Below are 13992 nucleotides of genomic sequence, written 5' to 3'. Positions count from 1 at the left end.
CCGGAATTACATAGCAGCGTAAGCGCCGTCCTTGATGACAACAGCCTTAGGAGCCTTGGAAACCGCACCGGAGGCATCCCAGGTCATGCCATCGCCGGTCAGACCGTCAAAGGTCATGCTGGTGAACTGAGCCTTGAGAGCATCGCAGACGTCAGAAGCATCCATGTCGCCGTTGATGCCGCCGGCAACCGCAGCCTGATAGATGGCGTAGACAACATCGTAAGCGTCCGCAGCGAACTGGTTCGGGGTATCGCCGTAGGCTTCCTTATAAGCAGAGACGAATGCCTGGGTCTTTTCATCCTGGGCGTCCGCAGCGAACGGAGTCAGCAGCATCAGGCCCTCGGCCAGAGAGGTGTCGAAGCCCTCAATGGTCAGGATGCCGTCCATACCGTCGCAGCCGAAGAAGACAGGCGCATAGCCGCTCTTGTTGGCGGCAATCAGGATCTGAGAAGCCTCCTGATAGTAGATGGGCAGGAATACGAGATCAGCACCGGCCTGCTGGCACTTGGCAACCTGGGTGGACAGGTCGGACTTGTTGTCAGCGGTAAATGCCTCAGCGGTAACGATCTCGAGGTTCTTCGCAGCAGCCTCGGCCTTGAACTTCTCATAAATACCGGAAGAATAGGCATCGGAGGAGTCATAGATGATGCCGACCTTGGTGCCGAGCTTGTTTTCTGCGATATAATCTGCGGAGGCAACGCCCTGGTTGGGGTCGGTGAAGCAGATCTGGAACACATTGTCGCCGCTCTCGATGACAGCGGGCGCAGAAGCGGAAGGCGTCATCATAAACAGGTTGTCATTGGCGGTCTCGGCGGCAACGGCAATGGACGGGGTGGTGGTGACAGGACCGGCCAGAACCTGCAGGCCCCAGTCCTTCAGGGTGTTGTAGGCGTTGACGCTCTTCTCGGCGTCATGCTCATCGTCCTCGAACTTCCACTCAAAGACATCGCTGCCGTTGGCGGCGTTGATCTCCTTGACGGCCAGCTCCTCGGCGTTCTTAACGGCCTGACCGTAGATGGCGGCGCCGCCGGTAACAGGGCCAATGCCGCCGATCTTGATGGGGGTGCCGGTGTAAGCTCCGGAGCCCTCACCGGCTGCCTCGGCAGTGGCAGCGGTGGAGGTGGAGGCAGCCTCAGAGGAGGATGCCGTATCGGTGGATGCGGAAGAGCCGCAGGCGGCCAGGCTCAGGACCATGGAAGCCGCCAGCACAGAGCTAACGAGTTTTTTCATAATAGTGTTCCCTCCTAAAAATAAAGCAACGGCACATAACGGGTTCGCACAACCCCGTGCCGCTTCATTGACTAAATTATAAGCTTTTGTTTACAAAAATGCAATGAACCAAATCAACAGCGTTTTCTATGCTTTTTGACCGCTTTATGGGGAAGTTTCACAAATTTTGGTTACAAAACATTATCAACTTTACCTATTGACATTTTAGTAAGACTTTTTGGGATAAAGGACTTGCAAAATCCGCCATAATTTGTCATAATAGAATGAAACTGAGTTTGTGAAAGGGGCATCATCGCAGATGAAACTTTTGGAGGAACGTATTATGCAGGAAGGCCAGGTTCGTCCCGGCAATGTCCTGAAGGTCGACTGCTTTCTGAACCATCAGCTGGACGTAGACCTGCTGGACAAGGTCGGCGAGGAGTTCTACCGCATCTTCAAGGACGACGGTATCAACAAGATTCTGACCATCGAGGCATCCGGCATCGCCATCGCCTGCATGACCGCGCGGCATTTCAACGTGCCTGTCGTCTTTGCCAAGAAGGCCAAGAGCAAGAACATTGACGGCGAGGTCTACACCTCCACCGTCCATTCCTACACCTATGGCCGTGATTATGACATCACGCTGTCCAAGAAGTTTCTCTCCCCCTCTGACAAGGTGCTGATTCTGGACGACTTCCTCGCCAACGGCAAGGCCATGAAGGGTCTGCTGGATGTCTGCGCGCAGGCAGGTGCGACCGTCGGCGGCATCGGCATCTGCATTGAGAAGGGCTTCCAGCCGGGCGGTGCCGAGCTGCGCGCTGCCGGCTACAAGCTGGCCAGCCTGGCCATCGTCGATACGATGACCGACGACCAGCTGACGTTCCGTGAGCAGTAAGCTTTTCTCTGATTTTACGTATGGCGCAAAAAATTCCCGGGCCGTGAAAGTGGCCCGGGAATTTTTATTTCAGATGTTCAGAAGCAAAGATCACTTGCCCAGAGAAGCCAGATAAGCAGCATTCTGCGCGGCGAGCGCGGGCCATGACTGTCTGTTCAGATTTTTCATACGTCTCACCAACCAAAAACCGCCTGCGCGGTGCGCAGGCGGTCAATGCTTTATGTGGTTACATCAGCCCTTGATGGCAGCAGCAACTTCAGCAGCGAAGTCCTCGTTGCGCTTCTCCAGGCCCTCGCCCTTGGTGAAGTGGGTGAAGGCAGCGATCTTGATGTCGCCGCCCAGAGCCTTCGCGGTGTCGGCAACGTACTTCTTGACGTCCATGCCGCCGTCCTTGATGAAGGCCTGGTCGACCAGGCAGGCTTCCTTGTAGAACTTGCCCAGCTTGCCGATGGCCATCTTCTCCTTGATAGCGTCGGGCTTGTTGGCAGTCTTGGGATCGTTGGCCATCTGAGCCAGAACGATCTCCTTCTCCTTGGCCAGAACGTCCTCGGGCACGTCGGACTCGTTCAGGTAGCTGGGGTTAGCAGCAGCGACCTGCATGGCGATGTCCTTGCCGAAGGCAGCGAACTCGGGCTTGGCAGCGACGTCGTCAGAGGTCTCGAACTTGACGATGACGCCGTGGGTGCCGCCGCCATGGACATAGGCAGCGCAGTGGCCCTCATAGCGGGCAAAGCGGCGAACCTTGATGTTCTCCTTGATGACGAGGATCAGAGCCTTCAGGGCATCGTCAACCGTGCCGTCGCCCATCTTGCAGGCCATCAGGGCCTCAACATCGGCGGGGTTCTCGTCAGCAACGACCTTGGCCAGGTTCTTGGTGAAGTCAACAAACTTGTCGTTCTTGGCGACGAAGTCGGTCTCGGCGTTGACCTCAACGACAACAGCGCAGTTGTCGAAGGAAACGGCATAGACCATGCCCTCGGCGGCGATGCGGCCAGCCTTCTTGTTGGCAGCAGCCAGGCCCTGCTCGCGCAGGATCTCGATAGCCTTCTCGAAGTCGCCGTCAGCCTGGGTCAGTGCCTTCTTGCACTCCATCATGCCGCAGTCGGTCTGCTTACGCAGCTCCATAACGTCTTTTGCAGAAATAGCCATAGTGCTCAATGTCCTTTCTGAATTGTAGGGAGTAAATCAATCCTCTTTGGTCTCGGCGGCGGGAGCGTCCTGAACGCCCTGCTTGCCCTCCAGCACAGCGCTGGCCATGGCACCGGAGATCAGCTTGACAGCGCGGATAGCGTCGTCGTTGCCGGGGATGACGTAGTCGATCTCATCGGGATCGCAGTTGGTATCAACGATAGCAACAATGGGGATGTTCAGCTTGCGGGCCTCGGAGACAGCGATGCGCTCCTTGTGGGGGTCAACGATGAACATAGCCTTCGGCAGAGCCTTCATGTTCTTGACGCCGCCCAGGTACTTGTCCAGCTTGGCCATCTCGAGTTCGAGCTTGACGACTTCCTTCTTGGGCAGCAGGTCGAACGTGCCGTCCTCCTGCATGGTCTTGAGCTGCTCCATACGGTCGATGCGCTTACGGATGGTGCGGAAGTTGGTCATCATGCCGCCCAGCCAGCGAGCGTTGACATAGTGCATACCGCAGCGGGTAGCCTCGTCACGGATGGACTCCTGAGCCTGCTTCTTGGTGCCGACGAACAGGATCTCGCCGCCCTGTGCAGCGGTGTCGCGGACGAAGTTGTAAGCCTCATCGAGCTTCTTCACGGTCTTCTGCAGGTCAATGATGTAGATACCATTGCGCTCGGTGAAGATGTACTTAGCCATCTTGGGGTTCCAGCGGCGGGTCTGGTGGCCGAAGTGGACACCGGCCTCGAGAAGCTGTTTCATAGATACGACTGCCATTGTTTGTTTCCTCCAAAAAATTTAGTTTGTACCCTCCGCACTGCGGGGTTTCTGTTTTCTAACCCCTTTGACGTGTTACCGCAAAAAAGGCACAAAAAAACAGCGCAATGCGTGTGTATTGCTTTAGTATAGTACCATACCCCGACGCAAATTGCAAGGGGTTTTTGAAAATTTATCGTTGCAGGTGTGTTTTTAACGTGCTATGATACAGGCAGAGACGATACTGTGAAGTGTTTCCAACGGGAGCGACGGGGGTGCCGGGATGGTCATTTGGATCAGCATTTATTTCATCGGGGTCTTTGTGTGCGGCCTTGTCCAGCTGTACACGCAGCATCTGCGCCTTGTCGGCGTGGACCGCCGCCGCTGGCACCATCCGCCGCCGGAGCGCAGCCCTTACAAGCCCATTGAGGTCTGGTGGATGTTCAGCCGCGGGGAGTTTGCCGCGTTTTTGCTGAACTGCTTTGCCGTGCCCGGGCTTCTGCTGCTCACCTTCCCGCTGGGGTGGTACATCGGCGGCGACGCAGCCAGCTTTATCACGGGGCTTGGCGTACTGTTTTTTGTGCTGTTCATCTCCCCCATTGCCGAGCGTCTGATCGACGGGTTTTGATTTTTCCGCATGTTTAAACTAAAAGAAAAGACCTGTCAGATTTCTCTGACAGGTCTTTGTGGTGGAGAATACCGGGATCGAACCGGTGACCTCTTGCATGCCATGCAAGCGCTCTCCCAGCTGAGCTAATCCCCCATAGCTGGCGTCGCTTCGAAGCATTTGTGTTTCGTGCGCTCCTGGCGACGCCATTTATTATAGCAAACCTTTTTTCAAATGTCAAGCGGTTTTTTGAAATTATTTTAGGATTTTTTAATCGTTGCTTCTGCGGCCCAGCATACGCAGGATATACAGGAAGATGTTGATGAAATCAAGGTAGAGGTTCAGCGCACCGATGATGGAGGACTTGTGCAGCATGGCCGCGTCGCCGCCGAAGTAGGAGTAGTAGTATTTCAGCATCTGGGTATCATAGGCGGTCAGGCCCATGAAGATCAGCAGACCGACGGCGCAGAGCACAAGATCCATGATGCCGAAGCCAAAGCCGAACAGGCTGAACAGCCCGCCCACCAGGCTGCAGACGATCAGGGCAACCAGACCGCCCATGAGCTTGGGGCCCCAGCCGGTCAGGTCACGGTTGGTGACGTTGCCGTACACCGCCATAACGCCGAAGTAGACCGCACCGACGAGGAACGCCAAAATCAGGCTGCCGAAGTCATACGCGAGGAAGATGGAGCTCAGATTCAGGCCGTTGAGCACCGCGTAGGCGAAGAAGATGCCCGTGGCTGTGGACGGCTGCAGCGTCTGCACCCGGGCCGACAGCACGAACACCAGCACCAACTCCGCGATGGAGGTCAGGATGAACAGGCCCGAGGTGATGAGCGGGTAGATCAGCCCTGTCGTCACTGCGCCGATGCCGACCAGGAACGTGACCAGCAGACCGGCAAACATCCAGCCGAAGGTCTTGGACATAAACTCGGAAAGCGTACCAAAGGGGCTTTCCGCATACGAAATATCAGAATAATTGCGATTCATAGTTGCAATCTCCTTTCTCTAGGCAGTATTATAGCGTGTTTTTCACCGTAAATCATCAAGAAATTGTGAAATTTACTTCTTTTTAAAACTATAGTCAGGCAGTGCTTTCTGTGCTATAATAGCAAATAATGCTTTCCGTTTACATTTATATAAAGGGATGTGATTCTTATGACAGCAGCCGAAATCGAGGCCTTGGGCGGTTACTACGGTGCCACCCCGCGCCCCGATGATTTTGAGAGCTTCTGGCAGGCGCGGATGGCCGAGGCTGACGCGGTGCCGCTGCACTACACCGTCACCCAGGCGCAGGAGGTCCCGAGCTGGGACAGCTGCGAGTTTCTGGACCTGTGGTTCACCGGCATGGAGGGCGCACGCCTTTACGCAAAGTTTTTACGCCCGCGCCGGAGCGAGCCGATGCCGCTGGTTCTGCAGTTTCACGGCTACCCCGGCGCATCCCGCAGCTTTGCCGAGCAGGCGTCGTTCGCGGGCATGGGCATGGCGCTGATTGCCATGGACTGCCCCGGTCAGGCCGGCTACAGTGAGGATGCCGGCGGCTTTTTGGGCACCACCGTGTCCGGGCATATCATTGCCGGGCTGGACGGCCCGCCGGAGCGGATGTACTATGTGCGGCTGCACCAGAACATCCGCATCCTCTGCCGCTTAGTGCGGGAGCTGGACGGCATCGACACGAGCCGTGTCTTTGTCAACGGCGGTTCGCAGGGCGGCGGGCTGGGTTTGGCCTGTGCGGCGCTGAACCCGGAGCTTATTGACCGCGCGGCCATCCTCTACCCGTTTTTGAGCGATTTCAAGCTCGTGTGGGACCTTGGCGCGGACGAGATCGCCTATGAAGGTCTGCGCTACTACGCCCGCTGGTTTGACGCCGACGAGCACCAGCAGGACCGGTGGTTCCGCCAGCTGGGCTACATTGACAGCAAAAACTTTGCGCCGATGATCCGCTGCCCGGTGCTGTTCGGCACGGGATTGGATGACGTTATCTGCCCGCCGCAGACCCAGTGCGCCGTGTACAACAATCTGCACTGCGCCAAGAAGCGGTATCTCTTCCCCGGGTACGGACATGAGGAGATCCCGGAATTTGACGATATGCTGCTGGACTTTTTCACCAGCAAGGAGGCTGTGCTATGACCATCACAGAGCAAAAGGCATTTTTGCGCAGCTACACCGGGCAGGCGCAGGCCCCCGCTGATTTTGCGCAGCGCTGGCAGGAGACTGCAGCGGCACTGCACCCCGCGGTAAGCTGTGCGCCCGTCGCGTTCGGCAACCCCTGCGGCGTGTATGAGCGGCTGACCGTCACCTTTGACGGGCGCAGCGTCACGGCCCGGGTCATCCGCCCCGCCGCAGACGGAGTGCATCCGCTGCTGCTGATGTACCACGACCTGAACCGCGGCGTGCGCGGCTGGCACCATATAACGCGGTTTCTGGCGCTGGGCTTCGGCGTTGTCGCTCTGGAGGCCGAGCCGTTCCGGGAGGATTGGAAGGTGCAGCCCGCACAGGCGGCGTTCCGCCAGCGCTATCTCGACGCGCTGGCCGTGGCAAAGGCCGCGCTGGCGCTGCCGTGGGTGGACACAGGCCGCGTGTACACGTTTGGCGAGGGCTTCGGCGGCGGACTGGCGCTGCTGGCAGCGTCGCTCTGCCCTGCAGTGTCCCGCTGCGCAGCGCTGAATCCGCTGCCGGGAGATTTTGCCGGCCTTGGTCTGCCCGGATACGACGAGTTGGATGCAGCGAATTTCGCACCGCTCTGCCGTGCCGAGGTGCTGCTGGGCACCTGTCTGATGGACGAGTACGCCCCGCCCAAGGGTCAGGCCGCGATTTACAACCGCCTGACCTGTCCTAAGCAGTGGAAGCTCTACCCCAAATACGTGCATGAGCGCGTCAACTTTTTTGAAAATCAGATGCTGTGCTTCTTCAAGGACGGCATCCCGGAAGCATAAGGTACACCATGTCTGAAGCAACACCGTTCGGCATCTATCTGCACATTCCCTACTGCAAGGCAAAATGTCGCTACTGCGATTTTTATTCGGCCCCCGGTGCGCGCGGCGTGCCGCAGAGCTACGTGGACGCGCTGCTGCGGGAACTGGCAAAAAACACCCGCCGCCCCGACACGCTGTACTTTGGCGGCGGCACCCCGGCATTGCTGGTGCCCACGCAGGCGGCGGCTTTGATCGAGGCTGCCAATCCCCTGCCCGGCGCGGAGATCACGCTGGAGGCCAACCCCGATGTTGTCACACCGGAGACGCTGCGGGGCTTCCGGGCAGCAGGCGTGACCCGCATCAGCTTTGGCGTGCAGAGCGCCGACGACGCGCAGCTGCGCCGGTTGGGCCGCACCCACACCGCCGCCGGGGCCGCGCAGGCGCTGGCATGGGCGCGGGAGGCGGGCTTTCCTGAAATTTGCGGCGACATCATGCTGGCGCTGCCGGAGTACACAAACGCTGAATTTGACCGCACGCTGGCCCTGCTGCGGGACGGCGGCTGCACGCATATTTCGGCCTACTTATTAAAGGTAGAGCCGGGCACGGCGTTTTACCGCAATCCGCCCGCGGGTCTGCCCGACGGTGACGCGGCGGCAGATTTTTACCTATATGCCGTGCAGCAGCTCGAGGCCGCAGGCTACCGGCAGTATGAGATCAGCAACTTTGCCCGCCCGGGCCACGAGGGGCGGCACAATCTTTTGTACTGGAACTGCAGCGATTATTGGGGCGTCGGCCCTGCCGCCCACAGCTGTGTGGGCAATGTGCGGCGGTTCTGGCCCGACGACGTCCAGGGATTTATCGCGGGTACCGTGGCCGAGCAGCGCGAGGGCGACTGCACGTCGGAGGATTATCTGTTGATGCAGCTACGGCTGGTCAGCGGACTGAACATCCCTGCGTATGAACGCCGCGGCGGACGGTTTACGGCGGCACAGTGCGTCTTTATGCGGCAGTGCGTCGGGCACGGGTACGCCGTGTGGGACGGAGAGGTGTTCCGCCTGACCCCCGCCGGGATGGTCGTGCAGAATGCGATATTGGAGGAATTGATGTAAGCGGCAGCCTGCGGGCGCATATAGAATGCGCCCCTACGCTGTAGGGGTCGATGCTTGCATCGCCCCTGAGCCTTGGCGGTTGCCGCTATGCTCCGCGGGCGAACAATGTTCGCCCCTACAATCTCAACAAAAAAACGCACACGCGGAAAATTTCCGCGTGTGCGTTTTTTGTACTTTTATACTTCTCTCACCGGCCAGCCGAGCAGGTCGACGGCGGTGCGGTCATGGGTGACGAGGATCGTGGGACGCTCCCCCGCCAGCCGTTTTGTGGCGGCGACGGCGTCCTCGACAAGCTCGGCGTCCATGCCGGTAAAGGGCTCGTCCAGCAAGAGCGTTTTCGCATCGCGGCAGAGCAGCGCGCGCAGCAGAGCGGCACGGCGCTTTTGCCCGCCGGAGAGCCGCGCCGCAGGCAGCGCCAGCTCGGCATCCGTAAAGCCAAGGGTACGCAGCTCACGCTCGGCATCCTGCGGCGTCAGGCCGTGGCCGGTCAGCGTCAGGTTGGCGGCGGCGGTCAGCTGCGGGCAGAGGCGATCCTCCTGAAAGACGGCGGCGGGCGTTTCGACGCCGGTCACTGTGCCGGAGTCCGCGGACTCCAGTCCCAGCAGGATGCGCAGCAGCGTGGTCTTGCCGCAGCCGGAGCGGCCCATCAGCACCATGGGGCGTTCCACCGTCCAGGTAAAGCGCTGCAAAACCGGCGTACTGCCGAAGCTTTTGCAGAGATCGGTTATCACAATGCTCACACGCGCACCTCCCCGCAAAGACGTGTCTTGGCCGTGCGCAGCAGGGCCGCCGCTGCCGCGGACAGCGCCGCCGACAGCAGCACGATGACGAGCGTCCACGCGAACACATCCGGCGTGGACAGGGTGATCTTCGCGCGGTAGAGCGCGTCGCCCACGCTGTGGTCCGGCAGACCGATGACCTCGGCGGAGACGCCGCTCTTCCAGCACATGCCCATGGCGGCGATGCAGCTCTCGCAGAAGGACGGGAAGATGCCGGGCAGCCAGATGTACCGCAGCCGCGCGGTGAGCGGCAGGCGGTAGACTTTCGCCATTTCCAGCAGCTTCGGGTCGGTGTCGGCAATGCCGCCCAGCACGCCCGCATAGACGACGGGCAGCACATGGGTAAAGCTGACGATGACCGACAGGTTCGCACTGCGCACCCAGAGCAGCGCCAAAATGACAAAGCTGGCAACGGGCATGGCGCGGATCAGCTGCATGGCAGGGTCAATGAACACCCGTACCCAGTGCCAACGTGCGCCCGCTGCGCCAAGAAGCAGGCCCCCTGCTGCTGCCAGCAGGAAGCCCGCCATTATGCGCAGCGCACTGAACACGATGCGCTGCCAGAATGCAGCTGTGGGTGCCAGCTGTGCCAGCGCCCCCAGTGTCTGCAGGGGCGTAGCCAGGAACAGCCCGCCGTGTCCCAGCCCCATGGCGGCAAGCTGCCAAATCAGAATCCACACAAGGATGGCGGCAGCCTTTTGCCACAGCGGCGTTTGCTGGGGCGGATGCTTGCATCCGCCCGCAGCAGCAGCGGCGGGTCGATGCGAGCATCGACCTCTGCGGGGGGATTTAGCCTGCATAGTAGAAGTCGTCGGCAGGCAGGGCGCCGCCCACGCTGGCGGGGTCGGCGGCGTACAGAACCTTGAAGTAGGTCTCGAGGTCGGTCTTCATCTCGTCGCCGGTCTCAAAAACAATGTTGCACTGCGGCAGGGCCTTCTGGGCCAGCGCAGCCTTGGCGACAACGCCGTACTGCTCGCAGAGGGCTGCGGTGCCCTCAAGGTCAGAGTTTGCGGCCTCGACGCTGGCGGCATAGCCATCCATGAAGGCGGCAAAAGCCTCAGGGTCGTTCTCAACGGCATCCTTGCGGACGACCAGAACGCCGGTGACCAGCTTGGAGCCGGCGACCTTCTGCCATTCCTCGTTCATGTCAAGCGCAACGCGCAGACCCTCGACCTGGGACATGGCGCTGGTGACGAAGGGCTGAGGGAGCATGGCGATGGTGGCTTCGCCCGCCTGGACCTTGCTCAGGGCCTCGGTGGCCTCGCTGCAATACTCGATGGTAACGTCGCTGTCGGGGTCAACACCGTTCTCGGTCAGGACGTAGCGCAGAACGTACTCGGGGGTAGCGCCCTTGCCGGTGGTGACGATGGTCTGGCCTTTCAGATCCCCGACAGAGTTGACGGTCTCTCCGTTCTCGACGATGTAGAGCACGCCCAGCGTGTTGATGCAGGCAACTTCCACTGCACCGTTCGTCTTGTTGTAGAGCGTGGCGGCGAGGTTGGCGGGCACAGCGGCGGCGTCCAAGTCTCCCTTGACCAGCAGCGGCACGATTTCATCGGCAGCGCCGTACATCGTGAAGTTGTAGTTGGAGGCGACCTCGTCGCTCATCAGGTTGACGAGGCCCATCGTCGTGGGGCCTTTCAGGCCCGCGATGCGCAGGGCGGCCTCGGATGCGTCGGCGGTTTCTTCAGTAGCGGGGGCCTCGGTGACGGCGGGGGTTGCCTCGACGGCGGATTCAGCGGCAGATTCTGCGGCAGACTCGCTCACAGTCGCGGCCGCGCCGCAGCCTGCCAGAGAGGCGCACAAAGCAAACGCCGTTACAGCGGCGAAAATACGTTTCAGTTTCATAAAAATCTTATCCTCCTTGTTGCTTTTGCGGCCCTACTATACTATAATAAGTGTGAATTGTCTGTTGCCCGTGCAACAGATACCCTTTTCAACCGTTTGCAAGGAGCTGTATGGACTACACACCCTACTACGAAACGATGCGCCGCACAAGCCTTTTGCGCGGCATGACGGACGCCGAGCTGGACACGCTGATGGCCTGCTTTGCGCCGCGGGTGCGCCGCTACGCCAAAGGCGAGCTGCTGCTGATGGCGGGCTACGAGACCCACGAAGTCGGCCTTGTGCTGGAAGGTGCTATCACGGCAAGCAAACCGCTGGCCGACGGCTCTACCGTCGTCATGGCCCGTATGGGGCCGGGCGGCGTCTTTGCCGACGTGCTGGCTGGCGGGCGCAGTCGCAGCCCCGTCAATGTCTCCGCCGCTGAGGCCTGTCTGGCACTGTATCTTCCCTGCGAGGCACTGCTGCGCCCCTGCGCCGCGCTGCACAGTGCACACCTGAAGCTGCTGCAGAACTGGCTGGAGACCATCAGCGACAAATATTTTGCGCTGGACCGCCGTTTGGAGCTGATTTGCTGCAAGAGCCTGCGCGGACGCATCTGCATGTGGCTGCTGGAACAACGCGAGCGGTGCGGCGCGGATACGTTTTCCACCGCCATGACCCGCACTGAGCTGGCCGCGTTTTTGAACTGTGACCGCAGCGCGCTCTCCCGCGAACTGAGCCGGATGCAGGAGGAGGGGCTGATCGAACTGTTCCGGGGCAGCTTTAAGCTGCCCGACCCCGAGCGGCTGCACGCCGCCTGCCCGCAATTTTAACATATTGAGGTTATTTGTATGAACAACCGTACCGACCCGATTTTGTACATCGTTATACCCTGCTACAATGAGCAGGAGGTTTTACCCATCACTGCGCCGATGTTTTTGCAGAAGATCAACGATCTGGCAGCAGCGGGCAAGATCAGCCCCGACAGCCGCGTTCTGTTTGTGAACGACGGCTCGAAAGACCGGACGTGGGAAATTATCTGTGACCTGGCTGCGCGTGACCCGCACTATGCAGGCATCTGCCAGAGCCGCAACCGCGGCCACCAGAATGCCGTGCTGGCGGGCCTGATGGAGGCCAAAAGCCGCTGCGACATTACGATTTCCATCGACTGCGACGGGCAGGACGACATCAACGCGATGGACGCCATGGTGGACGCCTACCGCGACGGCTGCGACGTCGTGTACGGCGTGCGCAGCAAGCGCGAGACAGATACGTTTTTTAAACGCTTTACCGCGGAGAGCTTTTATAAAATCCTCAACGCCATGGGCGCGGAGGTCGTCTTTAACCACGCGGACTACCGCCTGATGAGCGCCCGCGTGCTGGAGGAGTTTGCCCGGTTCAGGGAGGTCAACCTGTTCCTGCGCGGCATGGTGCCGCTGGTCGGCTTCAAGTCCACCTGCGTGACCTACGAGCGGCATGAGCGCATAGCAGGCGAGAGCCACTATCCCCTGTCCAAAATGCTGGCGCTGGCGTTTGACGGCATCACAAGCCTGTCCATCAAACCCATCCGATTCATCACAGGCTTCGGCGTGTTTGTGGCGCTCGTCAGCTTTATCGGCGTGCTGTGGGCCGTCATCGAGGCCGCGCTCGGCCTGACCGTGTCCGGTTGGGCGTCGATGACGAGCATCATCTGCTTTGTGTCGGGCGTGCAGCTGATTTGTCTGGGCGTTATCGGGGAGTACATCGGTAAAATTTATCTGGAATCCAAGCACCGCCCGCGGTATATTATCAGCGATGCAACGCCAAACTTTGGTGAAATCAAGGAGGATGCGCAATGAGCCGACAGGTATGGAAGGGGTCTACCCTGCTGAACCCGGAGCCGCCCGTACTGGTCAGCTGCGGGGCTCCGGAGAAGCCGAACCTTATCACGGTGGGCTGGACCGGCACGATCTGCACCCAGCCGCCGATGCTGTCCATCAGCGTGCGGCCCGAGCGGTACAGCCACCATCTAATTAAGGAAAGCAGCGAGTTCGTCGTGAACCTGCCCACCGAGAGCCTTGTCCGCGCCATCGACTGGTGCGGTGTCAAGAGCGGGCGCGACGTGGACAAGTTCGCTGCCATGCACCTGACCGCTGTCCCTGCGGCCAAGGTCGGCACGGTGTTGGTGGAGGAAAGCCCCGTAAATCTGGAGTGCAAGGTCACGCAGGTCATTGCGCTGGGTTCGCATGATTTGTTTCTGGCCGAGTGCGTCGCCGTGGATGTGGACGAGCGGCTGCTGGACGAGAGCGGCAAGCTGTGCCTGAACAAGGCGAAGCTGATCGTCTACAGCCACGGGGATTATCTGGCGCTGGGAAGAAAGCTGGGCAGCTTTGGGTATAGTGTCAGGAAGAAGAAAAAGGTGATCAAAAAATAATAGGGGCAAATTCCATATCCGCCTCTCGGCTAGAAGGCAGCCGCGCTGTAAATGCAAGGTTGCGGGCCGTACATGTGCGGCCCCTACAGCTCTGCTAAAACACAAATAAAAACACCGTTCACAGAGATTTTTCTCCGTGAACGGTGCTTCTTTTTTTACAGTATCCCCTTACTCTTGAGGATGCCGACCAGCACAACGATGACCAGTGCGGCAACACAGACGCCGATAAAGACATCAATGTATTTCAGCGGCACTTTGCGGAACTTCTCATAGAAATTCTCAAAGGCGTTCAGTTGGCTGTGATCCGGGCGGGAATCGGACTTTTGCGTTTCAGAGGTGGTTTTTTCTTCTTCCATA

At 59.5% G+C, this 13992-nt stretch carries 16 protein-coding genes and 1 tRNA gene; 8 read left to right on the top strand and 9 right to left on the bottom strand.

Features of this window, described 5'->3' with window-relative positions; all coding sequences use genetic code 11:
- Positions 1–6 precede the first annotated feature (6 nt).
- Positions 7–1230 (bottom strand): ABC transporter substrate-binding protein, encoded by a 1224-nt coding sequence (locus B5D32_RS05365; protein ID WP_078784073.1) that lies wholly within the window; start codon positions 1228–1230, stop codon positions 7–9.
- 298 nt (positions 1231–1528) lie between these two features.
- Between B5D32_RS05365 and B5D32_RS05360 the strand changes: the two genes are divergently transcribed.
- Positions 1529–2104 (top strand): xanthine phosphoribosyltransferase, encoded by a 576-nt coding sequence (locus B5D32_RS05360; protein ID WP_078784072.1) that lies wholly within the window; start codon positions 1529–1531, stop codon positions 2102–2104.
- A 231-nt stretch (positions 2105–2335) separates the two neighbouring features.
- On the opposite strand, the gene tsf is transcribed toward B5D32_RS05360, so the two are convergent.
- Complete coding sequence (tsf, locus tag B5D32_RS05355) at positions 2336–3253, bottom strand: translation elongation factor Ts (protein WP_078784071.1); 918 nt, start codon at positions 3251–3253, stop codon at positions 2336–2338.
- Positions 3254–3289: 36 nt separating this feature from the next.
- Entirely contained in the window at positions 3290–4009 is a 720-nt protein-coding gene (rpsB, locus tag B5D32_RS05350) for a 30S ribosomal protein S2 (RefSeq protein WP_078784070.1), read from the bottom strand.
- Between the two features lie 262 nt (positions 4010–4271).
- Here rpsB and B5D32_RS05345 point away from each other — a divergent pair, with 262 nt between their 5' ends.
- A complete protein-coding gene (locus B5D32_RS05345) occupies positions 4272–4616 on the top strand; it encodes a hypothetical protein (RefSeq protein ID WP_078784069.1) in 345 nt (114 codons plus the stop codon).
- 59 nt (positions 4617–4675) lie between these two features.
- Here the strand turns inward: B5D32_RS05345 and B5D32_RS05340 are convergent.
- Positions 4676–4751 (bottom strand) — tRNA-Ala (locus B5D32_RS05340).
- Positions 4752–4865: 114 nt separating this feature from the next.
- Positions 4866–5585, bottom strand: coding sequence for a Bax inhibitor-1/YccA family protein (locus B5D32_RS05335; protein WP_078784068.1), 720 nt, complete (start codon positions 5583–5585; stop codon positions 4866–4868).
- Positions 5586–5753: 168 nt separating this feature from the next.
- Between B5D32_RS05335 and B5D32_RS05330 the strand changes: the two genes are divergently transcribed.
- From B5D32_RS05330 to hemW, 3 genes are read left to right on the top strand one after another with little or no spacing between them, the layout of a single operon-like run.
- On the top strand, positions 5754–6725 hold the full coding sequence (locus B5D32_RS05330; RefSeq protein WP_078784067.1) for an acetylxylan esterase: 972 nt from the start codon (positions 5754–5756) through the stop codon (positions 6723–6725).
- Complete coding sequence (locus B5D32_RS05325; protein WP_078784066.1) at positions 6722–7531, top strand: acetylxylan esterase; 810 nt, start codon at positions 6722–6724, stop codon at positions 7529–7531. The genes B5D32_RS05330 and B5D32_RS05325 overlap by 4 nt, the downstream gene beginning before the upstream one ends.
- Positions 7532–7539: 8 nt before the next feature.
- Positions 7540–8619 (top strand): radical SAM family heme chaperone HemW, encoded by a 1080-nt coding sequence (gene hemW, locus B5D32_RS05320; RefSeq protein ID WP_078784065.1) that lies wholly within the window; start codon positions 7540–7542, stop codon positions 8617–8619.
- A 176-nt stretch (positions 8620–8795) separates the two neighbouring features.
- On the opposite strand, the gene B5D32_RS05315 is transcribed toward hemW, so the two are convergent.
- The 3 genes from B5D32_RS05315 to B5D32_RS05305 form a co-directional block, all read right to left on the bottom strand.
- Entirely contained in the window at positions 8796–9359 is a 564-nt protein-coding gene (locus B5D32_RS05315) for an ATP-binding cassette domain-containing protein (protein ID WP_242943405.1), read from the bottom strand.
- Positions 9356–10078 (bottom strand): ABC transporter permease, encoded by a 723-nt coding sequence (locus B5D32_RS05310; protein ID WP_242943404.1) that lies wholly within the window; start codon positions 10076–10078, stop codon positions 9356–9358. The genes B5D32_RS05315 and B5D32_RS05310 overlap by 4 nt, the downstream gene beginning before the upstream one ends.
- Positions 10079–10187: 109 nt before the next feature.
- Entirely contained in the window at positions 10188–11246 is a 1059-nt protein-coding gene (locus B5D32_RS05305; protein ID WP_078784063.1) for an ABC transporter substrate-binding protein, read from the bottom strand.
- Positions 11247–11356: 110 nt separating this feature from the next.
- On the opposite strand from B5D32_RS05305, the gene B5D32_RS05300 reads away from it, so the two are divergent.
- From B5D32_RS05300 to B5D32_RS05290, 3 genes are read left to right on the top strand one after another with little or no spacing between them, the layout of a single operon-like run.
- Positions 11357–12055, top strand: a complete 699-nt coding sequence (locus tag B5D32_RS05300) for a Crp/Fnr family transcriptional regulator (protein ID WP_078784062.1) — start codon at positions 11357–11359, stop codon at positions 12053–12055.
- 18 nt (positions 12056–12073) lie between these two features.
- Positions 12074–13060, top strand: coding sequence for a glycosyltransferase family 2 protein (locus B5D32_RS05295; RefSeq protein WP_078784061.1), 987 nt, complete (start codon positions 12074–12076; stop codon positions 13058–13060).
- The gene (locus tag B5D32_RS05290) at positions 13057–13635 is read left to right on the top strand and encodes a flavin reductase family protein (RefSeq protein WP_078784060.1); all 579 of its coding nucleotides are present in this window, start codon (positions 13057–13059) and stop codon (positions 13633–13635) included. The genes B5D32_RS05295 and B5D32_RS05290 overlap by 4 nt, the downstream gene beginning before the upstream one ends.
- Positions 13636–13790: 155 nt before the next feature.
- Here B5D32_RS05290 and B5D32_RS05285 read toward each other — a convergent pair whose 3' ends face one another.
- A complete protein-coding gene (locus B5D32_RS05285; protein WP_078784059.1) occupies positions 13791–13991 on the bottom strand; it encodes a hypothetical protein in 201 nt (66 codons plus the stop codon).
- Position 13992 lies beyond the last annotated feature (1 nt).

The sequence above is a fragment of the Gemmiger formicilis genome, assembly GCF_900167555.1.
Lineage (GTDB): Bacteria > Bacillota > Clostridia > Oscillospirales > Ruminococcaceae > Gemmiger > Gemmiger formicilis.
Note: the sequence above shows the minus strand (reverse complement) of the source record. Positions and strands in the feature narration are given on the sequence as shown.